At 72.5% G+C, this 24,956-nt stretch carries 19 protein-coding genes; 14 read left to right on the top strand and 5 right to left on the bottom strand.

From position 1 onward, the window contains the following. Window positions 1-4: 4 nt before the first annotated feature. Both LV78_RS08000 and pdhA read right to left on the bottom strand, forming a co-directional pair. On the bottom strand, window positions 5-1,027 hold the full coding sequence (locus LV78_RS08000; protein WP_253844072.1) for an alpha-ketoacid dehydrogenase subunit beta: 1,023 nt from the start codon (window positions 1,025-1,027) through the stop codon (window positions 5-7). Continuing rightward, a complete protein-coding gene (gene pdhA / locus LV78_RS07995; RefSeq protein WP_253844071.1) occupies window positions 1,027-2,220 on the bottom strand; it encodes a pyruvate dehydrogenase (acetyl-transferring) E1 component subunit alpha in 1,194 nt (397 codons plus the stop codon). The genes LV78_RS08000 and pdhA overlap by 1 nt, the downstream gene beginning before the upstream one ends. Window positions 2,221-2,557: 337 nt before the next feature. Between pdhA and LV78_RS07990 the strand changes: the two genes are divergently transcribed. From LV78_RS07990 to LV78_RS07940, 11 genes are all read left to right on the top strand, one after another. Further along, window positions 2,558-3,967: a M20/M25/M40 family metallo-hydrolase gene (locus tag LV78_RS07990; RefSeq protein WP_253844070.1), complete on the top strand. Its 1,410-nt coding sequence runs from the start codon at window positions 2,558-2,560 to the stop codon at window positions 3,965-3,967. A gap of 200 nt (window positions 3,968-4,167) precedes the next feature. Next, complete coding sequence (locus LV78_RS07985) at window positions 4,168-6,837, top strand: MGH1-like glycoside hydrolase domain-containing protein (RefSeq protein ID WP_253844069.1); 2,670 nt, start codon at window positions 4,168-4,170, stop codon at window positions 6,835-6,837. Between the two features lie 171 nt (window positions 6,838-7,008). After that, window positions 7,009-7,824, top strand: coding sequence for a transporter substrate-binding domain-containing protein (locus LV78_RS07980; protein WP_253844068.1), 816 nt, complete (start codon window positions 7,009-7,011; stop codon window positions 7,822-7,824). 66 nt (window positions 7,825-7,890) lie between these two features. Beyond that, entirely contained in the window at window positions 7,891-8,727 is an 837-nt protein-coding gene (locus LV78_RS07975; protein ID WP_253844067.1) for an amino acid ABC transporter permease, read from the top strand. Continuing rightward, window positions 8,724-9,521 (top strand): amino acid ABC transporter ATP-binding protein, encoded by a 798-nt coding sequence (locus tag LV78_RS07970; RefSeq protein ID WP_308208686.1) that lies wholly within the window; start codon window positions 8,724-8,726, stop codon window positions 9,519-9,521. Before LV78_RS07975 ends, LV78_RS07970 begins: the two co-directional genes overlap by 4 nt. A gap of 1 nt (window position 9,522) precedes the next feature. Beyond that, on the top strand, window positions 9,523-11,661 hold the full coding sequence (locus tag LV78_RS07965) for a translocation/assembly module TamB domain-containing protein (RefSeq protein ID WP_253844066.1): 2,139 nt from the start codon (window positions 9,523-9,525) through the stop codon (window positions 11,659-11,661). A gap of 103 nt (window positions 11,662-11,764) precedes the next feature. Continuing rightward, window positions 11,765-12,565: a hypothetical protein gene (locus LV78_RS07960; RefSeq protein WP_253844065.1), complete on the top strand. Its 801-nt coding sequence runs from the start codon at window positions 11,765-11,767 to the stop codon at window positions 12,563-12,565. Further along, window positions 12,562-13,587, top strand: a complete 1,026-nt coding sequence (locus LV78_RS07955; RefSeq protein ID WP_253844064.1) for a hypothetical protein — start codon at window positions 12,562-12,564, stop codon at window positions 13,585-13,587. The genes LV78_RS07960 and LV78_RS07955 overlap by 4 nt, the downstream gene beginning before the upstream one ends. Beyond that, window positions 13,584-14,699: a hypothetical protein gene (locus tag LV78_RS07950; RefSeq protein ID WP_253844063.1), complete on the top strand. Its 1,116-nt coding sequence runs from the start codon at window positions 13,584-13,586 to the stop codon at window positions 14,697-14,699. The genes LV78_RS07955 and LV78_RS07950 overlap by 4 nt, the downstream gene beginning before the upstream one ends. 132 nt (window positions 14,700-14,831) lie before the next feature. After that, on the top strand, window positions 14,832-15,512 hold the full coding sequence (locus LV78_RS07945) for a hypothetical protein (protein WP_253844062.1): 681 nt from the start codon (window positions 14,832-14,834) through the stop codon (window positions 15,510-15,512). Window positions 15,513-16,243: 731 nt separating this feature from the next. Next, window positions 16,244-18,055, top strand: coding sequence for a phosphoenolpyruvate carboxykinase (GTP) (locus LV78_RS07940; RefSeq protein ID WP_253844061.1), 1,812 nt, complete (start codon window positions 16,244-16,246; stop codon window positions 18,053-18,055). Window positions 18,056-18,534: 479 nt separating this feature from the next. Here the strand turns inward: LV78_RS07940 and LV78_RS07935 are convergent, their stop codons facing one another. Next, on the bottom strand, window positions 18,535-19,365 hold the full coding sequence (locus LV78_RS07935; protein WP_253844060.1) for a septum formation family protein: 831 nt from the start codon (window positions 19,363-19,365) through the stop codon (window positions 18,535-18,537). 134 nt (window positions 19,366-19,499) lie between these two features. Then, on the bottom strand, window positions 19,500-21,056 hold the full coding sequence (locus LV78_RS07930; protein WP_253844059.1) for a PA0049 family protein: 1,557 nt from the start codon (window positions 21,054-21,056) through the stop codon (window positions 19,500-19,502). 175 nt (window positions 21,057-21,231) lie between these two features. Between LV78_RS07930 and LV78_RS07925 the strand changes: the two genes are divergently transcribed. From LV78_RS07925 to mctP, 3 genes are all read left to right on the top strand, one after another. After that, window positions 21,232-21,930 carry a GntR family transcriptional regulator gene (locus tag LV78_RS07925; protein WP_253844058.1) on the top strand — a complete coding sequence of 233 codons (699 nt, stop codon included), beginning with the start codon at window positions 21,232-21,234 and terminating at the stop codon, window positions 21,928-21,930. Between the two features lie 196 nt (window positions 21,931-22,126). Next, window positions 22,127-22,405, top strand: coding sequence for a DUF3311 domain-containing protein (locus LV78_RS07920; RefSeq protein ID WP_253844057.1), 279 nt, complete (start codon window positions 22,127-22,129; stop codon window positions 22,403-22,405). Then, window positions 22,402-24,051, top strand: coding sequence for a monocarboxylate uptake permease MctP (gene mctP, locus LV78_RS07915; RefSeq protein ID WP_253844056.1), 1,650 nt, complete (start codon window positions 22,402-22,404; stop codon window positions 24,049-24,051). The genes LV78_RS07920 and mctP overlap by 4 nt, the downstream gene beginning before the upstream one ends. Here mctP and LV78_RS07910 read toward each other — a convergent pair. Further along, the gene (locus LV78_RS07910) at window positions 24,029-24,955 is read right to left on the bottom strand and encodes an ROK family protein (RefSeq protein WP_253844055.1); all 927 of its coding nucleotides are present in this window, start codon (window positions 24,953-24,955) and stop codon (window positions 24,029-24,031) included. The two genes, mctP and LV78_RS07910, sit on opposite strands and share 23 nt — an antisense overlap. Window position 24,956 lies beyond the last annotated feature (1 nt).

Raw genomic sequence — 24,956 nt, 5'->3', positions numbered from 1 at the left:
CCCCTCACCAGGCCATCGAGCGGTCTACGGCGTCGAGCACCCGGTCGAGGTCGGGGAGGAACTCCTCCTCCAGCTTCGCGGGCGGGTAGGGCGTGTCGTACCCGGTCACCCTGAGCACCGGGGCCTGGAGCGAGTAGAAGCACTCCTGCTGCACCTGGGCCGCGATGTGGCTGGCCAGCGACGCCTCGCCGGGCGCCTCGGACACCACGACGAGCCTGCCGGTGCGCCGCACCGACTCGTACACCGGGCCGAGGTCCAGCGGCGAGAGCGAGCGCAGGTCGACGACGGCCAGCGAACGCCCGTCCTCCTCGGCGGCGGCGGCGGCCTCCAGCGCGGTGCGCACGACCGGCCCGTAGGCCGCGACCGTCACGTCCGCGCCCTCCCGCAGCACCCGCGAGGCGAACAGCGGGCCGGGGGCGGCGGTCGTGTCGACCTGCCCCTTCTCGTAGTAGCGCCGCTTCGGCTCGAAGAACAGCACCGGGTCGTCGCAGGCGATGGCCTGCTGGATCATCCAGTGCGCGTCGGCCGGGTTCGAGCAGGTGACGACCTTGAGGCCCGCGGTGTGCGCGAAGTACCCCTCGGGCGACTCGGAGTGGTGCTCGACCGCGCCGATGCCGCCGCCGTAGGGCACCCGGATCACGATGGGCAGCTTGAGCCTGCCCTGGGTGCGGTAGTGCAGCTTGGCGACCTGGCTGACGATCTGGTCGAACGCCGGGAAGATGAAGCCGTCGAACTGGATCTCGCACACCGGCCGGTAGCCGCGCAGCGCCAGGCCAACGGCGGTGCCGACGATGCCGGACTCGGCCAGCGGCGTGTCCAGCACGCGCTGCTCGCCGAAGTCCTTCTGCAGCCCGTCGGTGATGCGGAAGACGCCGCCGAGCTTGCCGACGTCCTCGCCCATGACGACGACCTTCGGGTCGGCCTCCATCGCGGCGCGCAGGCCGGAGTTGATCGCCTTGGCGATGGTGAGGGTCTGCACGGCGGCGGGCGCGCCCGCGTCCGGGCGGTCGACGGTCGGCGCGGCCATCAGCGCTCACCTCCGAGGAAACCGGCGTGGTAGGACAGGAACTCCTCGCGCTGGGCGTCCACGACGGGGCTGCCCTCCGCGTACACCTGGCTGAAGATCCGCTCGGCGGGCGGCGCCTGGAGCGACGAGCAGTGCTCGCGCAGCTGGGCGCCCAGCTCGTCGGCCTCCAGCTCGACGTAGTCGAAGAACTCCTGGTCGGCCCACTGCTGCTTGACCAGGTGCACCTTGACCCGCTCGATGGGGTCCTTGAGCTTCCACAGCTCCAGCTCGTCGGAGAGCCGGTAGCGGGACGGGTCGTCCGAGGTGGTGTGGGCGTCCATCCGGTAGGTGAACGCCTCGATCAGGACGGGGCCGTTGCCGGTGCGGCACTGGTCGAGCGCCCAGCGCGTGACGGCGAGGGTGGCGAGGACGTCGTTGCCGTCGACCCGGATGCCGGGGAAGCCGTAGCCGCGCGCCCGCTGGTAGAGCGGGAGCCGGGACTGGCGCTCGGTGGGCTCGGAGATGGCCCACTGGTTGTTCTGGCAGAAGAACACCACCGGCGCGTCGTAGACGGCAGCCCAGACGAAGCCCTCGTGCACGTCGCCCTGGCTGGTGGCGCCGTCGCCGAAGAAGGCCATGGTGGCCTCGCCGTCCTGGTCGCCCACGGCGCCGTCGAACCGCTGGCCCATGGCGTACCCGGTGGCGTTGAGCACCTGGTTGCCGATGACGATCGTGTAGGGGTGGAAGCGGTGCTCGACCGGGTCCCAGCCGCACTGGTCGGTGCCCCGGAACATGCTGAGCAGGTCGGTCGGGGGAACGCCCCGGCACCAGGCGACGCCGTGCTCGCGGTAGCTGGGGAACGCCATGTCCTGCGACCGCATCGCCCGCCCGGCGCCGACCTGCGCGGCCTCCTGGCCGAGCAGGGGCGCCCAGAGGCCGAGCTCGCCCTTGCGCTGCAGGGCGTTGGCCTCGCGGTCGACCCGGCGGACCAGGACCATGTCGCGGTACAGCCCGCGCAGCTCCTCGGCCGTGACGTCGACGTCGAAGTCGGGGTGGCGCACCCGCTCGCCCTCGGGGGTGAGCAGCTGCACCAGGTCCGAGCCGCCCTCGTCCGTGGCCTTGAGACCGGCGATCACCTGCGCGGCGGTCGGCGCGGCCCCGGTCGCCGGAACTGCGTCCGGACCGGGGTGCGTCCATTCTTCTGGGGACGACATCGTCCTGCTCCCTACGTCTAGGAGGCCGCCCGGTCGCTCGTGACGACCGTCCGCGGCTCGCCCTCCGGTCGTCGGCGACCCCGGTGAGGGCGGCCCGACAGCCGTCGGCACTGACGGTGTTCTCATCCACATCCTGACACGGAATCACTCAAACCGGTGAGTCCCGTCCCATTTTTCGGCAGACCGCACAGCAGTCTGAGCAGCACAAACAATCGGAAGGCCTATCTTTGGACCACCGATCACCCCGTTCGGATAACGAACACTACTGTCCCGGTTATCGCTTGTTAACAGAGCGCGTTCGGGGTGCCGCACGGCACGGGCGTGCCAGGATCAGGGGGTGGACCGATCTGCGTTGACCCGTACCGTCCGAAGCACCTGGGACGAGGACGTCCTGCCCAGCCTGACCGGGCTCGTCGCCGTGCCCGCCGTCTCCCCCGCGTTCGACCCGGACTGGGCCGAGAGCGGCCACCTCGACGCCGCCGTCGAGCACGTGCGCGCGTGGCTCGTGGCCCGCGACCTGCCCGGCGCGCAGGTGGAGGTGGTCCGCCTGCCGGGACGCACCCCGCTGCTCCTGGTGGACGTGCCCGCCACGGCGGGCGACGACACCGTGCTGCTCTACGGCCACCTCGACAAGCAGCCGCCGGTCGCCAACTGGTCCGAGGGTCTCGACCCGTGGACCCCGGTCGTGCGCGACGGCAGGCTCTACGGCCGGGGCTCGGCCGACGACGGCTACTCCGGCTACGCCGCCGTCACCGCCATCGAGGCGGTGCGCGCGGCGGGCGGGCAGCACGCCCGGTGCGTGCTGCTGCTGGAGACCAGCGAGGAGTCCGGCAGCCCCGACCTGCCCGCCTACCTGGAGCACCTCAAGCCCCGGCTCGGCGACGTGAGCCTGGTCGTGTGCCTGGACTCGGGCGGCAACGACTACGAGCGGATGTGGCTGACCACCTCGCTGCGCGGCCTGGTCCAGGTGGCGCTGACCGTGAAGGTGGTCGAGGGCGGCCTGCACTCGGGCATGGCCAGCGGCATCGTGCCCAGCTCGTTCCGGATCGCCAGGCAGCTGCTGGACCGGCTGGAGGACTCGGCCACCGGCGAGATCCGCCTGCTGGAGATGCACGTCGACGTGCCGGAGAACCGGGTCGCCGAGATCCGCGAGGCCGTGGCCGCCGCGCCGGGCTCGCTGACCGGGGCCGTGCCGTGGGCGGGCGGCACCGGGCCGGTGGACGAGGACGAGGTGCAGCTGGCGCTCAACAACGGCTGGCGGCCCACCCTGTCGGTCACCGGCGCGGACGGCCTGCCCAAGCCCGAGGACGCGGGCAACGTGCTGCGGCCCTCGACCACGCTGGTGCTGAGCTTCCGGCTGCCCCCGACGGCCGACTCGGCCGAGGCGCTGGCCGCCGTGGAGCGCGCGCTGACCACCGACGTGCCGTACGGCGCGGTGGTGGAGCTGTCGCGCACCGAGCACGCGTCCGGCTGGAACGCGCCGGAGCTGGCACCGTGGCTGCGCGAGTCGCTGGACCGGGTGGGCGCCGACGTGTTCGGCTCGCCCTGGCGGACGGTGTCGCTGGGCGGCTCGATCCCGTTCATGGGGCTGCTGCACGAGGCGTACCCGGCGGCGCAGTTCGTGGTGACCGGCGCGGTCGGCCCGGACAGCAACTGCCACGTGCCCGACGAGTGGCTGAACCTGGCGCACGCCGCGCGGGTCACCGAGGCCGTCGCGCTCGTGCTGGACGCCCACACCCGCAGGTGAACCGGGGCCGCTCCCGCCCGTCGCCGGAGGGCGGGAGCGGCGCCGTCCCCGATCACCGGTGATCGCGGTCGCAGGCTTTCCCGCGCAGGTCAAGGCCGGTTCGTGGGCCGTTCGCCGAGTTCCGTTAACCCGGACGGGTGGGCACCATTACGCAACCGAGAGGGAACCGGTGCACCGGATCGATGTCGCACACTGGGCCCGTGACCGAGCAAAGGCTGGAAGCCGAGCGGGCCAGGTTGGCCGTCTCGGACTCGCCCACCGCACCGTGGCGCCTGTGGGGCCCCTACCTGGCCGGGCGCCAGTGGGGGACGGTCCGCGAGGACTACTCCCCGGGCGGTGACGCCTGGACGTCGTTCCCGTTCGACCACGCCCGCTCGCGGGCGTACCGGTGGGGCGAGGACGGCATCGCGGGCATCTGCGACGTGCACGGCTTCCTCAACCTCGGGCTCGCGCTGTGGAACGGCCGCGACCCGATCCTGAAGGAGCGGTACTTCGGGCTCACCAACAACGAGGGCAACCACGGCGAGGACGCCAAGGAGCACTGGTGGGTCGTCGACGGGACGCCCACGCACTCGTGGATGAAGGTGCTCTACCGCTACCCGCAGGCCGAGTTCCCCTACGCCGAGCTGCGCTCGATGTCGGCGCACGCGACCAGGCAGGACCGCGAGCCGGAGCTGTCGGACAGCGGCGCGCTGGACGAGAACCGGTTCTTCGACGTCGAGGTGACCTACGCCAAGGCGGGGCCGACCGACGTGTGCGCGGTGCTGACCGCGACCAACCACGGCCCGGACGCCGCGCCGCTGCACCTGCTGCCGCAGCTGTGGTTCCGCAACACCTGGGCGTGGGGCCGCGACGACCGCAGGCCGCACCTGACCGCGTCGGCGCAGGACGGCTGGTCGCGGGTGACCGCCGAGCACGGCGCGCTGGGCCGCTACACGCTGCACGTCGAGGGCGCGCCGGTGCTGCTGGTGACGGACAACGAGACGAACGAGGTCGCCCTGTTCGGGGCGGCCGAGAACCCCACCCGCTTCACCAAGGACGGCATCGACCGGCACGTCGTGTCCGGCGAGGCGGGCGCCTGCCAGGTCGTCGGCCCCGGTGAGCGCAGCGCGCCCGGCACGAAGGCGGCGGCCTGGTACTCGTTCGGGTCGGTCCGGCCCGGCGAGTCGGTGACCGTGCGGCTGCGGCTGGTCGAGGGCGACGGGCACCCGGACGCGTTCGGCCCCTCGTTCGACGAGGTGGTGGGGGCGCGCTCGGCCGAGGCCGACGAGTTCCACCGCACCGACCTCGACCCGGTGCGCGCGGGCGTGGTGCGCCGCGCGATGGCCGGGCTGATGTGGACCAAGCAGCACTACCGCTTCCGCACCAGCGACTGGCTGGAGGGCGACCCCGGCAAGCCCGCCGCGCCGACCTCGCGCAAGAGCCCGCACGCGCGCAACTCGCACTGGCGGCACTTCGACGTGGCCGACGTGATCTCCATGCCGGACGAGTGGGAGTACCCCTGGTTCGCGGCGTGGGACCTGGCGTTCCACACCGTGCCGTTCGCGCGGGTGGACCCGGCGTTCGCGAAGGAGCAGCTGCTCCTGCTGTGCCGGGAGTGGCTGATGCACCCCAACGGCCAGCTGCCCGCCTACGAGTGGGAGTTCGGCGACGTGAACCCGCCGGTGCACGCCTGGGCCGCGCTCCAGGTGTACCGGTCGGAGCCGGTCCCGGACCGGAAGTTCCTGGCGAAGATCTTCCACAAGCTGCTGCTGAACTTCTCCTGGTGGGTCAACCGCAAGGACGCCGACGGCAGCTACCTGTTCGAGGGCGGGTTCCTCGGCATGGACAACATCGGCCCGGTGAACCGGTCGGAGCCGATGCTGGGGCAGTGGCGGCTGGAGCAGTCCGACGCGACCTCGTGGATGGCGGCGTACTCGCTGCACATGATGGAGATGGCGCTGGAGCTGGCGCGGGTCGACGACTCGTACGAGGACGTGGCCACGAAGTTCGTGGAGCACTTCCTGAGCATCGCGGACGCGGCGGCGCAGTTCGGCTCGGGCGGGCGCGGGATCTGGGACGAGACGGACGGCTTCTGCTACGACGTGGTGTCGCGGCGGCTGCCGGACGGGTCGGTGGAGTCCAAGCCGGTGCGGGTGCGGTCGATGGTGGGCCTGATCCCGGTGCTGGCGTGCGCGGTGCTGGAGCCGTGGGTGGACGCCGAGGTGCCGGGCTTCACCCGCAGGTTGGAGCACCTGCTGGCGCGCAGGCCGGAGCTGGCGCGGTTCATCACCCGCGAGCCGGACGGGCGGGCGCTGCTGTCGCTGCTGGACGAGCGCAAGCTGCGGCTGGTGCTGACCAGGATGCTCGACGAGGGCGAGTTCCTGTCGCCGCACGGCATCCGGTCGCTGTCGGCGGCGCACCGGGAGGGCCTGGAGGTGCAGATCGCCGACCAGGAGCACCGGATGGGCTACGAGCCGGGCGAGTCGCACACGCCGATGTTCGGCGGCAACTCGAACTGGCGCGGCCCGGTGTGGTTCCCGACGAACGCGCTGCTGGTCGAGGCGCTGCGCACGATCGAGTCGTTCCACCGGGGAAGGTTTCACGTGGAACTTCCCACCCGCTCGCAGCGGCAGGTGACGGCGGGGCGCGCGGCGGACGAGCTGGTGGGCAGGCTGGTGTCGCTGTTCCTGCCGGACTCGGACGGGCGCAGGCCGTCGGACGGCAAGCGGGTGGAGGCGACGGACTCACCGCTGTGGCGCGAGCACGTGACCTTCAGCGAGTACTTCGACGGGGACACCGGCGAGGGGCTGGGGGCCACTCACCAGACCGGGTGGACGGCGCTGGTCGCCTCGCTCCTGACGGACCGACGTCACACCACGAGCCGTTGACCACGAATTGCGGCCTCTACCCCGTATGAGCGTACATCCTTCACCCGAATGGCATTTGTAACGAAAATATCGTATCTAGACGCGCTCCGTAACAATCACGTGCTGTCATCAGTGTCCCCCGAGTGGCAGTATGCCGAACACTCAACCAAAAGAGTTACGAGGAGTGACACCGTGACCCGTCGATCCAGGCACGCCGTGCGCGCCCTGCTTCCGGTGCTCGCCCTGGCCGCCACCGCGACCGGGTGTGCGACCAAGGTGGACAACTCCGCGGGCGGTGGCAGCGAGATCAGCCTGGTCCAGGAGGGCAAGCTGGTCACCTGCACGCACATGTCGTACGAGCCCTTCCAGTTCACCCAGAACGGTGAGACGGTCGGGTTCGACGTCGACCTGGTCAACCTGGTCGCCAAGGAGCTGGGCGTCACCCAGCAGATCTTCGACACCCCGTTCGAGAACATCACCTCGGGCACGGTGTTCAGCACCGGCGAGTGCGACGTGGCCGCGGCGGGCATCACGATCACCGAGAAGCGCAAGGAAGCCGTCGACTTCTCCGACCCGTACTTCGACGCCAGCCAGGCGCTGCTGGTCAAGAAGGACTCCGGCCTGAAGGACCTCGCGTCCCTCAAGGGCAAGGTCCTCGGCGTGCAGCAGGGCACCACCGGCGAGGAGTACGGCAACGCGAACGCCCAGGCCAACGGCTACGAGGTCAAGCAGTTCGAGGACCTGCCGCTGCTGGAGACCGCCGTGCGCACCGGTTCGATCGACGCCGCCATCAACGACAACGGCGTGCTGTTCGACTACGCCAAGAAGTTCCCCGAGACCGAGGTGACCGCCGAGTTCGACACCGGCGAGCAGTACGGGATCGCCCTGAAGAAGGGCAACACCGCGCTCAACGCCAAGATCGGCGAGGTCATCAAGAAGGCCAAGGAGAGCGGCGAGTACGACACGATCTACGAGAAGTGGTTCGGGAAGAAGCCGTCGAGCAACTGACTCGGGAACCCGCGGGGCCGGTGCGAGAGCACCGGCCCCGCGCCCGTCCGAACCTGAGGGAGTGAGATGGCACTGTCCAAGCGGCAGCGCGCCAAGGTCTTCCGGGGCGCGCAGTACGCGCTGCTCGTCGTCGTCGCCGCCCTGATCGCGGCCGTGGCGGACTGGGAGGCGATCCGCAAGTCCTTCTTCGACGTCGAGACGGCGAAGGAGATGTTCCCGGACGTCATCACGACGGCGCTGGTGAACACGGTCGTCTACACCGCGCTCGGCTTCGCCGTCGGCCTGGTCGCCGGCCTGGTGCTGGCGCTGATGAAGCTGTCGTCGGTCGGCCCGTACCGGTGGATCGCGACGATCTACATCGAGTTCTTCCGGGGCGTCCCGGCGCTGCTGGTGTTCGTCGCGCTGAGCGTCGCGGTGCCGCTGGCCTTCGGCCTGAAGTTCGACATCTACTCCACGGCCGCCATCGCGCTCGGCGTCGTCGGCGCCGCCTACATCGCGGAGACGATCCGCGCGGGCATCAAGGCCGTGCCGAAGGGGCAGCTGGAGGCCGCGCGGTCGCTGGGCATGTCCCAGACCCGCACGACGGTCACCGTCGTGATCCCGCAGGCGTTCCGGATCATCCTGCCGCCGCTGACCAACGAGCTGATCATGCTCACCAAGGACTCCTCGCTGATCAGCATCATCGGGCTGATCGCGACCCAGCGGGAGCTGACCAAGTACGGCCGCGAGGTGCTGAGCCAGTCGCCGACGGTGACGCCGCTGCTCATCGCGGGCCTGTGCTACCTGATCATCACGCTGCCGCTGGGCTACCTGTCGCGGTGGATGGAGACGCGGGGCGCGGGCGGCAGCCGCAGCAAGAAGGTCAGCTCGCCGGAGTCCAAGGGTCTGGGGGTGTCGGCGTGACCGACGTCGTTGCTGAGGGCGGTGCGGCCGAGGCGGTCGCCGCCGAGGACATCGCGGTCGAGATCACCGGGCTGAAGAAGTCGTTCGGCCCGCTGGACGTGCTCAAGGGCATCGACCTCCAGGTCAGGCGGGGCGAGGTGGTGTGCGTCATCGGGCCGTCCGGCTCGGGCAAGTCGACGCTGCTGCGCTGCGTGAACCTGCTGGAGGAGCCCAGCGGTGGCAAGATCGTCGTCGACGGCGTCGAGCTGACCGACCCGGACGTGGACATCGACCGCGCCCGCACCCGGATCGGCATGGTGTTCCAAAGCTTCAACCTGTTCTCCCACCTGAACGTGCTGAACAACCTCACGGTCGCGCAGCGCAAGGTCCTCAAGCGGGACCAGAAGCAGGCCGAGGAGATCGCGCTGCGCAACCTGGAGCGCGTCGGCCTGTCCGAGAAGGTCGACGCCATGCCCGCTCAGCTGTCCGGCGGGCAGCAGCAGCGGGTCGCGATCGCGCGGGCGCTGTCGATGGACCCGGACGTCATGCTGTTCGACGAGCCGACCTCGGCGCTGGACCCGGAGCTGGTCGGCGACGTGCTCGCGGTCATGCGCCAGCTCGCCGACGAGGGCATGACGATGCTCGTGGTCACGCACGAGATGCAGTTCGCCCGCGAGGTGGCGGACAAGGTGCTGTTCATGGACGGCGGGTACGTCGTCGAGCAGGGCCCGGCCGAGCAGGTCATCGGCGACCCGCAGCAGGAGCGGACCAAGACCTTCCTGTCGCGGGTGCTCAACCCGAACCACCAGGTGTGACGTGGAGGGCGCGCGGCTGGACGTGCTCGACCCGAGCCCGCCGCGCGCCTTCCGCGTCCCCGCCGCCGAGCTGCTGCGGGCGCTGCCCGCCGAGGGCGGGTGGCCGCTGGCCAGGCGGCGCGGGGCGGTGCCGCCGGTGCTGCGGGTGGCCGACCGGTTCGTCACCGGGCAGCTGGACCTGCGGGCCGTCGAGCTGAACTACCTGCTGGAGTTCGAGCGCTGCCGGTTCGAGGAGCCGCCGGACCTGCGGCAGGGCAGGCTGGCCGGGGTGCAGTTCACCGGGTGCTGGTTACCGGGGCTGCTGGCCAGGAATTTGAGCAGCGCCAACGAGTTCTCGCTCGTGGCCACCGCGTGCGCGGGTCCGGTGGACCTGACCGACGCGGACGTCGCGGGCTCCCTCTCCCTGCAGGACACCTGCATCGCCGTGGACGGCGGAGAAGCGCCCGCACTGCACGCCGACCGGCTCAAGCTGGCGGGAGCGCTGCTGGCGCACCGGATCGAGGTGCGCGGCGAGCTGCGGATGGCGGGCGCGCAGATCGGCGGGAACGCCAACTTCAACGGCGGCGAGCTGGACAACCCCGGCGGGTACGCCCTGCGCGGCAACGGGATCAGGGTCGGCGGGAACCTGGTGCTCGGCGGCGGGACCGCGCGCGGCACGGTGTCGCTGGTCAACGCGCAGGTCGAGGCGAAGCTGACGCTGCGCGGGACGGTGCTGTCGGCCGGGCGGCGCGCGGACGTGGAGCTGGACCAGAGCGGGGACGCCGCGTCGACGCTCGTGCTGGACCGGGCGTCGGTGAACGGCGACGTGGAGCTGGACCACGGGTTCTCCAGCGCGGGACCGGTGCGGGCGGTCAACAGCGCGATCGGCGGGACGCTGTCGCTGAGCCGGGGCCGGTTCGACGGGCTGGACGTCGGCGGCGGGCGGCGCGGGCGGGCGCTGCACCTGGACGGGGCGCGGGTCGACGGGGACGTCACCGGGCGCGCGGCGCGCGTGCGCGGACAGCTGCGGATGGTGGACGCGGTGGTGCGCGGGAGCCTGCTGCTCGACGGGTCCACTGTGGACAACCCGCGCGCGGACGCGGTGCTGGGCAACCGGTCGCGGGTCGGCAGCAACCTGGCGTTCCGCGAGGGCGAGGTCGCGGGCGGCATCGAGCTGCGGGCGGTGCAGGTGGGCGCGAACCTGGACCTGCGCGGCAGCCGGGTGGTCGAGCCGGGCAGCTACCGGCACCAGCGGGGGCGCAAGCCGTCGGTGGACGTGGGCGGCGCGGTCATCGGCCGGGACCTGATCTGCGCGGCCGGACCGGGCGCGGACGGTCCGGGGGAGTTCACCGCGCACGGCGGGGTGCGGGCGCGGCGGGCCAGGATCGGGCGGATGGCGACGTTCGCGGGCTCGGTGCTGGGGGACCGGTTGGACGCGCAGGCGCTGAACCTGCTCGGCGTGCAGGTGCAGGACCTGGTGCTGACGCCCGCCTCGGCCCCGCGCGGGGGCGTGGTGCTGCGGCAGGCCAAGTGCGTGACGCTGGAGGACAACTCGGCCTTCTGGGACGCCACCGGGTGGATAGACCTGGAGGAGTTCCGGTACGACTCGCTGCGCGACCCCATCGACCTGCGCGACGACGGGGCGGTGGAGCAGCGGTTGCGCTGGTTGCGGCAGGCCATGCGGCGCTCGTACCGGCCGGGGCCGTACGACCAGTTCGCGGAGATGCTGCGGGCGGGCGGCAACGACGAGCACGCGGCGACCGTGCTGGTGGAGAAGCAGCGGCTGCGGTACCGGGCGCTGGCCGAGGGCAGGCGGTGGTTGCGGCCTCTGGTACTGGTGTGGAGCTGGTTGCAGCGGTCGATGGTCGGGTACGGGTACCGGCCCGCGCGGGCGCTGGGGTGGCTGGTGGTGTCCTGGCTGCTGGGCGGGGCCTGGTTCGCGCTGGGGCCGGACCTGGTGGAGATCAACGCCGACGACACGCTGCCGTGGAACGCGTGGCTGTTCACCATCGACCTGGTGGTGCCGATCGTGGACTTCGGCAACAAGAACCGGTGGCAGACGCCGGGTGCGTCGCAGTGGATCGCGTCGGGGCTGATCGTGCTGGGCTGGGTGCTGGCCACCACGGTCGCGGCCGGGTTGACGCGGATGCTGAAGCGTTAGCGGGCTTCCCGCAGTTGTGCGGTGCGCGTCCCCAGGCGCGGGCGGATGGTGGTGGCGTTCCCGCCGCTCGTGGGCGACCGCCGCCGCCTGAGGGGGATGTCCCTTGGCAGAGAACCGTTCCGAGCACCGTTCCGAGCACCGCTCGCTGCTGGCCGTCGACATGGCGGGCTCCAGCGCGCCGGACCGCAACGACCGCGCCATGGCACGCGCGCGCGACGCGCTGTTCGGGGCGCTGGAGAGCGCTTTCGACCGCAGCGGCGTGCCGTGGCGGGAGTGCGAGGTGGAGGTCCAGGGCGACGGGTGCGTGGTCCGGGTCCCGGCGCGCTTCCCCAAGGCCGCGCTGGTGCACCCGCTGCTGGGCCACTTGTCCGACCTGCTGCACGAGCACAACGAGTTCGCCTCGGCGTCGACGCGCGTGCGGGTGCGGGCCGTGCTGCACGCCGGGGAGCTGGCGGTGGACGGGCGCGGGATGACCGGCAGGCCGCAGGTCGCGGTGGCCCGGCTGCTGGACTGCGCCGAGCTGCGGGCGGCGCTGGCGGGCGCGCCGTCGGCGGCGGTGGCGCTGGCGGTGTCGGAGCGCTTCTACGAGGACGTGGTGGAGCCGGGCGGGCTCGGGATCACGCCGGACGACTTCTGGTTCGCGGAGGTCGGCGGAGCCGGGTCGCTGACGATCGCCTGGCTGACCGTGGTCGGCGAGCGCGGGCGGGGCGCGCGGGGGCGGGCCGACGGGGCGCGGGACGCCGGAGCAGGCGCGAGAACCGGCGCGGGTCGGGTCGGGCGGGTGGAGCCGGTGGAGCGGAAGCCGTCCGGCGGCTTCACCTTCAACGGCGCCACCACGTTCCACGGCGACGCCATCGTGGGCGACAAGCACGTGTGGACGGACGAGAAGGGGAGGAACCGGTGAACGCGGAACCGCTGTCCCAGAACGAGAGCTACGTCGGCCAACGACTGCTGTTCCAGCGCGCGCACGACGTCGAGGTCAACCTGACCGACGCCATCGGCGGTTGGGGCGCGCGCTACCTGCTGCTGAAGGCGTTCGGCGGGGCCTTCCTCATCTTCTTCCTGGGGGCCGGGGCGACGGCCGTGGTGGGGGGCGCCGGGGCCCTGATCGGCGACTCGGGCTTCACCATGGCGCTGCTCGGCCTGATGACGTTCCTGCTGCCCTGGGCGTGGTTCGCGGGGGTGCTCCTGCTGCCCCAGCACCGGGTGCTCAGCGACTGGCACCTGCTGCTGGACAAGCAGGCCCCGGTCGCGGAGACCGCCTACGGCGTGGTGTACCGGGCGCTGACGGCGGACCGGAAGATCCCCGCGACGATCACGCCGCGCCGGGTGGCGGTCGGGGACCCGGCGCCGGGGGTGCGCAACGTGCTGCGGGTGTCGCTGGGCCGGTACAGCGTCTACGTGTCGGTCTTCGCCTTCGGCAACGACCTGTACCTCGGGTGGACGATGTGGCTGCGGTTCCTGCCGATCACGGCGCTCCGGCGCTGGCTCGGGTCCTTCCTGCGCGGGGACCGGGGGCTGGCGGGCGCGATCGAGATGGAGCCGGTGAAGGCGCTGCGCGAGGCGGTGCACAACGCGCTGCGCGAGGCCGTGGAGGCGGCGGCGGTCGGGCGGACCGTGCCGATCGTCGAGACGTTCGGGTACGAGGTGCCGCTGGAGCGGGACGGGCAGTGGTTGATGTCGGCGGGCGGCGGGCGGGAGGCCGTCGCCGAGGCCGGGACGGGCGCGCCCCAGGGGCTCGGGGGCGGGACGCGGCTGTCGGTGAGCAGGCAGGTCGAGGTGTTCTCCGAGCGCGGCGAGGTGCTCGGGACCGCGGAGCCGGGCACCTCGTACGAGCTGCTGCGCGAGGACGGCGCGGGACTGCTGGTGCGGGACTCCTCCGGCGCGGTCGCGGTGATCAGGGACCGCGACGCGGTGCTGCGGTGATCGTCCTCGCCCGGCGGGGCTTCCGCTGGGAGGCGCGGTTCGGGGCGCGGTTCGCCTCGGCCGTGGACCTGTCCGAGCTGGCCGGGTACTCGGACCGGCTGCCGGACGCCCGGCGGGCCGGGGCGAGGCGGGAGACCGTCGCGTACCTCGGCGCGCTCGGGCAGGCCGGGCCGGACTGCGAGTTCGCCCTGCACGGCGGTCCCGGCTGGTCAGGGATCACCGGGGTGCTGCGCGGGCCGTACCGGGAGGGCGTGGAGCGGGACGCCGAGCGGGTGCTGGAGCGGCTGCTGGCCGTTCCCGAGCACCTGGTGGCCGAGCCGGGCCTGCCCGAGCCGGACGCGCTCGAACCGCCGCGCGCCGGGTGGGTGGCGCAGCTGCGCAGGCGGTGCCTGGTCGCCCCGGCGACCAGGCCGGACGCCGGGACGCGCTACTACCTGACCATGCCGCCGCTGGAGTCCGAGCCGAGGCTGTGGGACGGGCTCGTCGACCGGCTGCCCGAGGGGGTGCGGCTGGTGGTGGGGCTGCGGCCGGTGCCGGTCGCGCCCGAGTTCACCGCGCGGCTCCGGTCGTACGCCGAGCGGTACGCGGTGCTGGGCGCGCCCGGCGAGTTCTCCGGCGGCGGGATGTACAGCGGGCGGCGGGTGCTGGCCGGTGAGCCGTTCGCGGCGGGCGCGGCGGCGCTGTTCCACGACGCCGCGGAGCGCTACGCGGGGTGGGCGTTCCGGGCGCGGGTGTCGCTGGTGGCGCCGGACGGGCTCGCGCCCGCGCTGGTCGGCGCGCTGGAGCAGGCGACGCGCGGGGTGCTGGTGGAGCCGACGCCCCTGGACCGGGAGGCGGCGCTGCGGTCGCTGACCTCGTGGGACGCGCCCGCGTGGGGTGCCGACCCGGCGGTGCCGCCCGCGCTGGCGCCGCTGCGCGAGCTGGCCGACGCGGCGGACGCCGCCCAGGTGGCCTGGCTGCCCGCCGCCGCGACCGGGGTGCTGCGGTCGCTGCCGGTCACGCCGCCGCCACCGGAGCGGCGGACCGCGCGCGGGGTCGTGTTCGAGGGGCCGGTGACGGTGGCGGGGGACCTCGTCGGCGGGGACAAGCACCGGTGGGACGCGCCGCGCTGAGCCGCCGCCCCCGCTCGGACCGGGCTCCGGCCGGGGGTGTCCCGCGTCGCTCCCGGCTGCGGCTTCCCGCAGGGAACCGGATCGGCTTACCGTGAGTCCTACGGGTAGGCGAACGGTGGGAAGGTGGCTTCGGTGTACATCGACGAGTCAGCAGGTGCGGCGGACAGCGAGCTCAAGGTCACCGTCGACGACGAGGAGTACACCGTCGAGGTCGGGTACGACCTCGACCACGACGGCGTGGACGAGACCGCGGTCGTGGAGACGGACGACGGCGGGCACATCGCGTTCTCCGACACCGACGGCGACGGGGACGCGGACCTGATGACCACCTTCGACGACCGGGGCGAGGTGGTCGGGCAGTCCAAGTTCGACGACGCGTCCGGCGAGTGGGTGCGGATCGGGGACGAGGCCGAGCGGACCAACTCGGCCGAGGGGCGGAGCATCACCGTCACCACCGCGAGCGGGTCGCGGGACGTGGGGCCCGCGACCGTGGACAGCGACGAGGACGGGCGCGCCGACAGCGTCATGGTCGAGGACGCCGAGGGCGACACCTGGCTGTTCACCGACTCGGACGGCGACGGGCAGGCGGACGTGGCCACCGAGATCACCCGCGACGGCGAGGTCACCGTCTCGCAGCGCACCGGCGACGCGGAGTGGACCGAGGTGGAGCACGGCAAGTTCGACTCCACCGGCAAGTACACCGTGGACTCCAGCAGCGACCAGCTGTGGGGCGACGGGGTGGACGACCGGACCGCGGTGTCGGGCGTGGTGCGGATCGACTCGACCACCGGGCAGTGGATCAGCCCCAACTGAGCCGACGCGCGCGACCCCGTTCGGGCGCGCGCCGAGCGGTGCTGTTCGGTCTCGTTTTGCCATCGTTCGACCGGGGGGTCGAAGGTCGGGCGCGACTCGGGCCGAAGAGAACAACCAGGACCAGCGCTCGTCAGCCGCGCTGGTCCTCTTGTTGTGCGGGGACGCCGCCCGTTGTCCGGGTGGCGCTGCGCGAGTGGCGCGCGGAGAACGGGCGCGTAGCCCACGAACGGGCGCGGGCTGAAGGCGTCGACGTGCCCGCGCCCGCCCGGAACGTCCGGGTGCGAAAAGCGCGCTCCGGCGTGATCCGCGTCTCGACTCGCGCGTGGACGGTGCCACGCGACGGGGTCTGACTGGCCGGAATCGGCGGTCGCGCCGCAGGTGAACGCGGTTCCCCGCCCTTCTTGAACAATTCACCGATCGATCCACCCGACAAAGTGAGAGCGCTTGCACAATCGCGGCCGTAACGCTGCCCGGCGCCCCATCGCATTTGTCCGCTGAACCGTTGCGGATTGATCGGTGATCGGGTGCTGAATCGATTACCTGATCGGTTTTGTGAGGCAACCGACAGGTCGTCGCGGTGTCACCCGGCATTCACCCGGCTAACCTCCGTCCATCCCTTTCAGCGCACGCCCCCACCGGGGCGGGCGCAGCCATTCCCGAGGACGCCGACGTCCCGCCCGGACGTCGTCGTCCGCCCGTGGGCAGGTGCTTCACCGAGGAGACGAGACGAGATGACGGCAGTGACCATTCCCGGTCTCGACCAGGCCCCGACCGACCACCAGGAGCTGCTGGCCTGGGTGCGCGAGATCGCCGAGCTGACCTCTCCCGACCGGGTCGTGTGGGCCGACGGAACACCGCGCGAATGGGCCGAGCTGACCGGAAAACTGGTCGACGCGGGCACTTTCACCCCGCTGGCGAAGAAGCCGAACTCGTTCTGGGCGGCCTCCGACCCGACGGACGTGGCGCGCGTCGAGGAGCGCACCTTCATCTGCTCGGTCGACCCGGCCGACTCCGGCCCCACCAACAACTGGGTGGACCCGGCCGAGATGAAGGCGACCATGACCGAGCTCTACCGGGGCTCGATGCGCGGGCGCACCATGTACGTCATCCCGTTCTGCATGGGGCCGCTGACCGCGGACAAGCCCATGCTGGGCGTGGAGATCACCGACTCCGAGTACGTCGTCGTCTCCATGCACATCATGACCCGCATGGGCACGCGCGCCCTGGAGCTGTTCGGCGACGGCGTCCCGTACGTGAAGGCGCTGCACTCGCTCGGCGCGCCGCTGGCGTCCGGTCAGGCCGACGTGGCGTGGCCGTGCAACGACACCAAGTACATCACGCACTTCCCCGAGGAGCGGACGATCTGGTCGTTCGGCTCCGGGTACGGGGGCAACGCCCTGCTGGGCAAGAAGTGCTACTCGCTGCGGATCGCCTCGGTGATGGCGCGGGACGAGGGCTGGCTCGCCGAGCACATGCTGATCCTCAAGCTCACCTCGCCCGAGTCGAAGGTCTACTACATCGCGGCGGCGTTCCCGAGCGCCTGCGGCAAGACCAACCTGGCGATGCTCCAGCCGACCATCCCCGGCTGGAAGGTCGAGACGCTCGGCGACGACATCGCGTGGATGCGCTTCGGCGAGGACGGGCGGCTGTACGCGGTGAACCCGGAGAACGGGTTCTTCGGCGTCGCGCCGGGCACCGACTACCACACCAACCCCAACGCGATGCGGACCATCGAGAAGGGGAACTCGCTGTTCACCAACGTCGCGCTGACCGACGACGGCGACGTGTGGTGGGAGGGCATGGGCGAGCCGCCCGCGCACCTGACCTCGTGGAAGAAGGCGGACTGGACGCCGGGCTCGGACGAGCCGTCGTCGCACCCGAACTCGCGCTACTGCACGCCGATCGAGCAGTGCGACATCAAGGCGCCGGAGTGGGACGACCCGAACGGCGTGCCGATCTCGGCGATCTTCTTCGGCGGTCGGCGGGCCACGACCGTCCCGCTGATCACCGAGTCGCGGGACTGGCAGCACGGCGTGTTCATGGGCGCCACGCTGTCGAGCGAGACCACGGCGGCGGCGGTCGGCCAGGTGGGCGTGGTGCGGCGCGACCCGATGGCGATGCTGCCGTTCATCGGCTACCACGCGGGCGACTACTTCCAGCACTGGATCGACACCGGCAAGGGCGCGGACGCCGACAAGCTGCCGAAGGTCTTCTACGTCAACTGGTTCCGGCGCGGCGAGGACAAGCGGTTCCTGTGGCCGGGGTTCGGCGAGAACTCGCGGGTGCTCAAGTGGGCGGTCGAGCGGATCGAGGGGCGCGCGGCGGCCCGTGAGACGCCGATCGGGCACGTGCCGACCGCCGAGGCGCTGGACCTGTCGGAGCTGGGCGCGTCGGTGGAGGACGTCGAGGCCTCGCTGGCGTTCGACGCGGACGAGTGGCGGGCCGAGCTGCCGCTGATCGAGGAGTGGTTCGCGAAGATCGGCGACAAGGTGCCGACCGCGCTGCGCGACGAGCTGGAGGCGCTCAAGCAGCGGCTCGGGTAGAGGGTGGCCGGGCGGGCCGCGGTCCGGCCCGCCACGTGGCCCGGTGGACAACGGCGTCCACCGGGTTCCTGCGTTTTCACGGCCGGTTCGAGGGTTGAGAAGCCGATCTTCGGGGTATCCGCGCGCCGGGTTTCCGGCTCGGCCGGATGGCTGTGGACAACCGAGTTGTCCCCAGCCTTTCCCCAGTTCTCCACTCTTGCGCCGGCAGTTCTCCACAGCTGTGGACAACTGCATTGAGGGCCATCGCGAGGGTTATTCATGCTGCTCAGAGCGGGTTTCTACTTAGCTCGGCGGCTGTGGAAAGTCAGCCTTTTGATCAACTATTCCGCCTGTGGAGACTAGTTCTCCACAGGTTGTGGATGAACCTGTGCACAGGTTGTGGAGATTGTGGACAGCTTGCGCATGGACCTGTCGACGGGCCGCTGTGGACAACTCAGGCGCCCTCCGGCGGGTCACCCCGGAGTGCTCGCTCGGGCGCGCTACTCGGGCAGCGGCCCCCGGCCGAGTCCCCACAACCTGCCGGTGAACGGGCGGGCGGCCTCGGCGTAGCAGACGGCGGTCGTGAAGCCCTCGGACCAGGCCTGGCTGCCGAACGAGCGCCAGGAGGCGAAGACGTCCTCGCGGACGGCCCCCACGTAGCCGTTGACCTTCGCCGCGCAGTGCTCCGACGCGGCGGCGTTCACCTGCTCCTCGGACAGCGGCGCGTCCTGCGGACCGCCGAGCCGGAGCACCCCCGGCACGGCCTCGGCCAGGTGCGCGGCGTCGCAGGCGACGATCTCCAGCGCCTCGTCGCGGGCGGGCGAGCCGCTCGTGCACAGCTGCACGGACGCGAACCCGGTGGCCTTGAGCAGGCCCGCGAGCGACCCGGTGCGGCTGGCCTGCTGCCCGCTGGGCGAGATCTCCACCGCCGTGCACAGCCGCCAGCGGTCGCCGCGCGCCCAGCCGTCCGCGCTGGGCCAGATCGCCTGGGCCTGGAGGCGGGTGGCGTCGTGGTCGGCCGCGCCCAGGTACTCGGCGAGCGCGGCGCGGCAGGCGGGCAGGGCGACCCGGCGCAGGTCGCGCTCGGAGCGCTGCTCGACCCCGGCGAGGTCGCCGATGGCGATGACCTCGGCGACGTGCGGCGCGGCGCAGTCGACCGCCTTGAGGTCCTGGTCGACGCACGAGCCCGGCTGCGGCAGCTCGCTCGCGGCGGGCGTGATCGAGGGCCGGAGCACAGCGCCGTCCGGCGTCCCGCCGACCTGCTCTGTGCACCCGGCGAGGACAACAGCCACCACGGCCAACAACCCGCTCAGCGCCCGCCAGCGTCGCACGCGATCACCCTACTGGTGCGACCGGTGACGCTGCGCTGAAGAAACGGGGTCGAAGTACCGGGGCCGCAGCGGTGCGGGCCGGAAGGACCGGGTCGGGCGCGGGGCCGGGTCGGGCCCCGCGCCCGGCGCGCGGGTCAGACCAGGGCGACCAGGGCGATCACCTGGTCGGTGATGGCCCTGCGCTCGGCCTCGAAGAACTCGTCGGTCAGCGCGTCGCCCTCGGGCTGGCTCAGGACCGGGGTGTGCAGGTGACCGCCGAGCACGCCGGTCGCGCCCAGGCCGGTGCGCACCCGGTTGGCCCGGTACATGCTCTCGTTGGACAGGTAGTCGCCACCGCCGCCGGTGGCCGCCGCCGCGCCCGGCGTCGGCTCGCCCGTCCCGCAGCGCTGGGCGCCCGGCGCGGGGGTCGTGCCCACCGGCCACTCGCAGAAGCTCCGGTTGAAGAGCACCGGGTAGTCGCCGGTCGGCGTGGTCGTCATCCGCTCGTGGGGCAGGGTCGTCTCGATGAACTCGGTCGACGGCTGCGGCCAGCCCGCCGCGTCCGGGACCACGCCGGGCGAGGAGGCGTTGTTGTTGTCCGGCGACCAGCCGCGCCAGCGCGCGGCCCAGCGCTCCACGTCGAACTGGCCGGGCCTGCCCTGGCTGACCGTGACGAAGGCGTGCGGGCGCTGCCCGCCGGTGACGGTGGAGCCGTAGAAGCGCTCGACGACGCCCTTGTCGAACTCGCCCCAGGTCACCGGGAGCACGGCGACCTCGACCAGCACCCGGCCCTGCGGGGTGTCGATCACCCGGCCGTCCAGCTGGAGCGCCGCCGCGCCGGACGGGTTGCTGCGGGTGATGCCGGAGCCGTCGAGGAAGAACGGGTCGAACCCGGTGAGGGCGATCCGCCGCACCGGGCGGTCGGCCGCGCGCCCCTCGGGGGCGGGGGCCGCGTCGGGGGTGGCGCGGGGGACCTGGCCGAGCAGCGCCAGCGGGTCGGTCCCGATGGTGCTGCCGAGCCGGTCGGCGGGCGTGGGGCCGGTGGTGTTGGGGCCGTCGAAGCTGCCGCCGCCGCCACCGTTGCCGTTGCCGACGCCTGCGGAGTGGGGGCCGTCGGCGCTGCCGCCGCCACCGCCGTTGTCGGCCCCCGCCGCGCTCCCGCCATCGCGGGCGGCCTCGGCGAGCGGGAGGGCGATCGGCGCGCCGTTCGCGCGGAACCGCACGTCGGACAGGCCGCGCGAGGCCCGGTCGAGCCGGTCGAGAAGCGCGGACCGGTCGGCGGCGGGCAGCGCCCACCGGGGCTGCCACTGCCGCAGCGCCTTGGTCATCCCCAGCCGCGCCCAGTACAGCGGCCGGTCGTCGTGGGCGTCCCACTCCTGCGGCGCCTGGGCGCGCTCGACCGCCGCGCGCCACAGCCCCTCGCCCACCCGCTGGACCAGCCCGGCCGCGTCCCGCCTGCCGGTCCCGCACAGGGCGGAGGCGAACCGCGCCACCTCGTCGTCGAAGCCGCCTAGCCGCGCCAGCTCCGGCCCGACCGGTGGTGCGGCGGGGTCGAGGACGGCGGTCAGCCGCCGCTCCTCGACGGTCAGCGGGGCGTTCGGGTCCGAGCACCCCGGAGCGGTTCCGGGAGCGGCCACCGCGGCGGGCGCGGCGGTCAGGGCGAGCGTCAGGGCGGTCAGCACCGGTGTCACCGTGCGCAGTTGGAAGATCACCCCGTGATGTTCTCCGCCTGCCCGCCCGCGCGAAACCCGCTGAAGGACGGTGCCCGCGCCGCTCAACGGCGGCACCCCCGCGCGGTCGCCGCACGGGCTCCCCGCGCAGGTCCGGGCGGTCGTCGAACGATCAGCGGAGCCGGTGGCAGGCCCTCCGACCAGTAGGATCGCCCCCATGACCACCGCTGAAGCCGGCACCTGGCTCCGCGCGCTCGCCGAGGACGGCGCGCGGATGAGCCGGTCCAGCACGGCCGAGCGGGTCGCCGACGCGCTCAGGGCGCGGGTGCTCGACGGGGCCATCAGAGCGGGCAGCCAGCTGTCCGAGAAGTCGCTCGGCGACGCGCTGCGCGTCTCCCGCAACACCCTCCGCGAGGCCTTCCGGCTGCTCACCCACGAGCGCCTGCTGGTGCACGAGCACAGCCGGGGCGTGTTCGTGCGCGTGCCGAGCACCGAGGACGTGGCCGACCTGTACGCGGCCCGCCGGGTCATCGAGGCGGGCGCGCTGCGGCGGTGGCCCGACGCCCCCGAGGAGCGGCGCTCGCGGGTGGGGGACGCGGTCCGGTGGGCCGAGCGGTTGCGGGACGACGAGGACTGGGTGGGCGTGGGCACCGCGAACGGCCGGTTCCACGCGGCGATCACCGCGCTCGCGGGCAGCGCCCGGCTGGACGAGGAGATGCGCCGCCTGCTCGCCGAGCTGCGCCTGGTGTTCCAGGTCGTGGGAGACCCCGAAGGCTTCCACCGCGACTACCTGCCGAGGAACCGCGCGATCGCCGACCTGCTGGAGTCGGGCGAGCTCGACGCCGCCGAGTCGGCCCTGCTGTCCTACCTGGACACCGCCGAGGAGCACGTCACCCGAGGGCTGGGCACGCTCTAGCCGCGTTCGTCGGGCCTTGCCCGGACGGGGTGACCGGGCCGGCTGGAACGCCCGATTTGTCACTTTGAGTGATCGATTGATCACGATTGCGCCACACAACCAAGGCACAGTCGGGCGAAGGCAGTGACGTTCGTCGCCCCGCCGTCCTAGCATCCCCCGACACCGTCGTCAGGGACAGCTTGGAGGGCGCAGCTCAATGCCTCGAAAATCGCCTGCCCGGAACGCCGGGCTGCGGTGGAGCAACTGGAACCTCCTCCTGCTGCTCCCGCTGCTCATGCTCATCACGCCGTGGTTCAACGACGACGAGCCCCGCGTCCTGGGGCTGCCGTTCTTCTACTGGTACCAGTTCGCGTTCGTGCCGATCGGCGTGGTGTGCGTCGGACTGGTCTACGTCAAGACCAAGGACGCCCCGACCACCACCGGCCCCGACGAGCTCGGCGTGGACGACCTGGACGAGCGGGAGGCCGACCGGTGAGCACCGAATCCCTGCAGTGGACCGAGCTCTCGGTCTTCGCCGTCCTGTTCCTGCTGGTGACCGTGCTGGGCTTCTTCGCGGCGAAGTGGCGGGCGGGCGACACCCTCGACCACCTCGACGAGTGGGGCCTCGGCGGCCGGAAGTTCGGCTCCTGGATCACCTGGTTCCTGGTCGGCGGCGACCTGTACACGGCTTACACGTTCGTGGCCGTCCCGGCGCTGGTGTTCGGCGCGGGCGCGCTCGGCTTCTACGCGCTGCCTTACACCGTGGTGCTGTACCCGATCGTGTTCCTGCCGCTGGTGCGCATGTGGTCGGTGTCCAGGGTGCACGGCTACGTCACCCCGGCGGACTTCGTGCGCGGGCGGTACGGCTCGCACTGGCTCGCGCTGATCGTCGCGCTCACCGGCATCCTCGCGACGATGCCGTACATCGCGCTGCAGCTGGTCGGGCTGGAGGCCGTGCTGCGCACGATGGGCCTCAACGGCAGCGGGATCATGGGGCACCTGCCGCTGTTCATCGCGTTCGTGATCCTGGCGCTGTACACGTACCAGTCGGGGTTGCGCGCGCCCGCGCTGATCGCGTTCGTCAAGGACAGCCTGATCTACGTGGTGATCCTGGTGGCGGTGATCTACCTGCCGGGCAAGTTCGGCGGCTGGGGCGCCATCTTCGACACCGCGCAGGCCGCCTACGACAAGACGCCCGCGAAGTCGGACGGTGTGCTGCTGAACGCCAACAACCAGCTCCAGTACGCGACGCTCGCGCTCGGCTCGGCGCTGGCGCTGTTCCTGTACCCGCACTCGCTGACCGGCATCCTGGCCTCGCGCGGGCGGAACGTGATCAAGCGGAACATGGTGGCGCTGCCCGCCTACTCGCTGCTGCTGGGCCTGCTGGCGATGCTCGGGTTCGTGGCGATCAGCGCGGGCGTCAAGCCGATCACCAACCAGGCCACCGGGCGGCCGGACACGAACACCATCGTGCCGGTGCTGTTCGGGCAGGAGTTCCCGGCGTGGTTCGCGGGCGTGGCGTTCGCGGCCATCGGCATCGGCGCGCTCGTCCCGGCGGCGATCATGTCGATCGCGGCGGCGAACCTGTGGACCCGCAACATCTACAAGGAGTACCTGAAGAAGGACGCGACGCCCGCGCAGGAGGCGAAGCAGGCGAAGCTGGCGTCGCTGGTGGTGAAGTTCGGCGCGGTCGCGTTCATCGTGTTCATCGACCCGCAGTTCTCCATCGACCTGCAGCTGATCGGCGGCGTGGTGATCCTGCAGACGCTGCCCGCCGTGGCGATCGCGCTGTACACCCGGTGGTTCCACCTCTACGGCCTGGTCGCCGGGTGGGCCGCGGGCATGGGCTGGGGGATCTACCTGCTGTACACGATCCCCAGCGCGGACGGGAAGCGTCCGCACTTCGCCGGGTCGGCGCTGGCGCTGGACAAGCTGTCGCTGTTCGGCTGGCACCCGTTCCAGGGGTCGGCGGTGCAGATCTACGTCGGCATCGTGGCCGTCACGGCGAACCTGGTCGTGGCCGTGCTGGTGACCCTGGTGGCGCGCAGGTTCAAGGCGGCCAACGGGAGCGACGAGACCACGCCGGACGACTACCACGTGGACGAGGACAGCGACCGGGTCAAGCCGGTGGCGGCCCACTGAGCCGGGAGGTCGCCAGCGCCGCGGCGCCGACGAGGCCCGCCCGGCTGCCCAGCCGGGCGGGCTCCACCCGCAGACCGTCCAGGTAGGACAGCCGGGCGTGGTCGGCCACGGTCTCCCGGACCGGGTCGAGCAGCAGGTCCCCGACCTGAGCCACGCCACCGCCGACGACGGCCAGTTCGAGGTCGCACAGCGCGGCGGTGGCGACGACGGCCAGGCCCACCGCGCGGCCCGCGCGCCGGAACGCGGCCTGCGCGACCTCGTCGCCCGCGAGCGCGTCGGCGGCCAGGTGGGCGGCGTCCGCGCCCTCGGGCGCCCGCCAGCCCTGGCGGCGCGCCCAGGCGACCACCCTCGGCCCGCCCGCGACGGTCTCGGCGCACCCGCGACCGCCGCACGTGCAGGGCTCGCCGTCCTCCTCCACGACCACGTGCCCGATGTGGCCCGCGTTGCCGGTGCGCCCGAGCAGCAGCTCGCCGCCCACCACCAGCCCGCCGCCGACGCCGGTGGACACGACCAGGCCGACCATGTCGGCGGTCCCGCGCCCGGCGCCCGTCCAGTGCTCGCCGTAGGCCATGCACGGCCCGTCGCCCGCGAGCTCGACGGGCAGTCCGGGCAGCAGCGCGGACACCCGGTCGACCAGCGGGAACCCGCGCCAGCAGGCCACGTTGATGGGGCTGGCCGTGCCCGCGACGAGGTCGACGGGCCCGGCGCAGGCGATGCCGACCCCGGCGACCGGCTCACCGGCGAGCACCTCGTCGGCGACCCGCGCGACGGCGGCCCAGGTGCGCTCGGGGTCGTCGGTGGGGGTGGGGGTCCGCGCGGTGCGCACCACGGCGCCGTCGCGGTCGACGAGCCCGGCGGCGACCTTGGTGCCGCCGATGTCCAGGGCCAGGACCAGGTCCGTCATT

The organism is Actinosynnema pretiosum (assembly GCF_024171695.1).
In the GTDB taxonomy this organism is placed as follows: Bacteria; Actinomycetota; Actinomycetes; order Mycobacteriales; family Pseudonocardiaceae; genus Actinosynnema; species Actinosynnema pretiosum.
Note: the sequence above shows the minus strand (reverse complement) of the source record. Positions and strands in the feature narration are given on the sequence as shown.

Excerpts from the sequence above, each read along its gene's own strand:
- LV78_RS07920 (WP_253844057.1), top strand. The coding sequence starts at position 22,127 with ATGCCTCGAAAATCGCCTGCCCGGAACGCCGGGCTGCGGTGGAGCAAC.
- LV78_RS07925 (WP_253844058.1), top strand. The coding sequence starts at position 21,232 with ATGACCACCGCTGAAGCCGGCACCTGGCTCCGCGCGCTCGCCGAGGAC.
- pdhA (WP_253844071.1), bottom strand. The coding sequence starts at position 2,220 with ATGTCGTCCCCAGAAGAATGGACGCACCCCGGTCCGGACGCAGTTCCG.
- LV78_RS07975 (WP_253844067.1), top strand. The coding sequence starts at position 7,891 with ATGGCACTGTCCAAGCGGCAGCGCGCCAAGGTCTTCCGGGGCGCGCAG.
- LV78_RS08000 (WP_253844072.1), bottom strand. The coding sequence starts at position 1,027 with ATGGCCGCGCCGACCGTCGACCGCCCGGACGCGGGCGCGCCCGCCGCC.
- LV78_RS07910 (WP_253844055.1), bottom strand. The coding sequence starts at position 24,955 with ATGACGGACCTGGTCCTGGCCCTGGACATCGGCGGCACCAAGGTCGCC.
- LV78_RS07940 (WP_253844061.1), top strand. The coding sequence starts at position 16,244 with ATGACGGCAGTGACCATTCCCGGTCTCGACCAGGCCCCGACCGACCAC.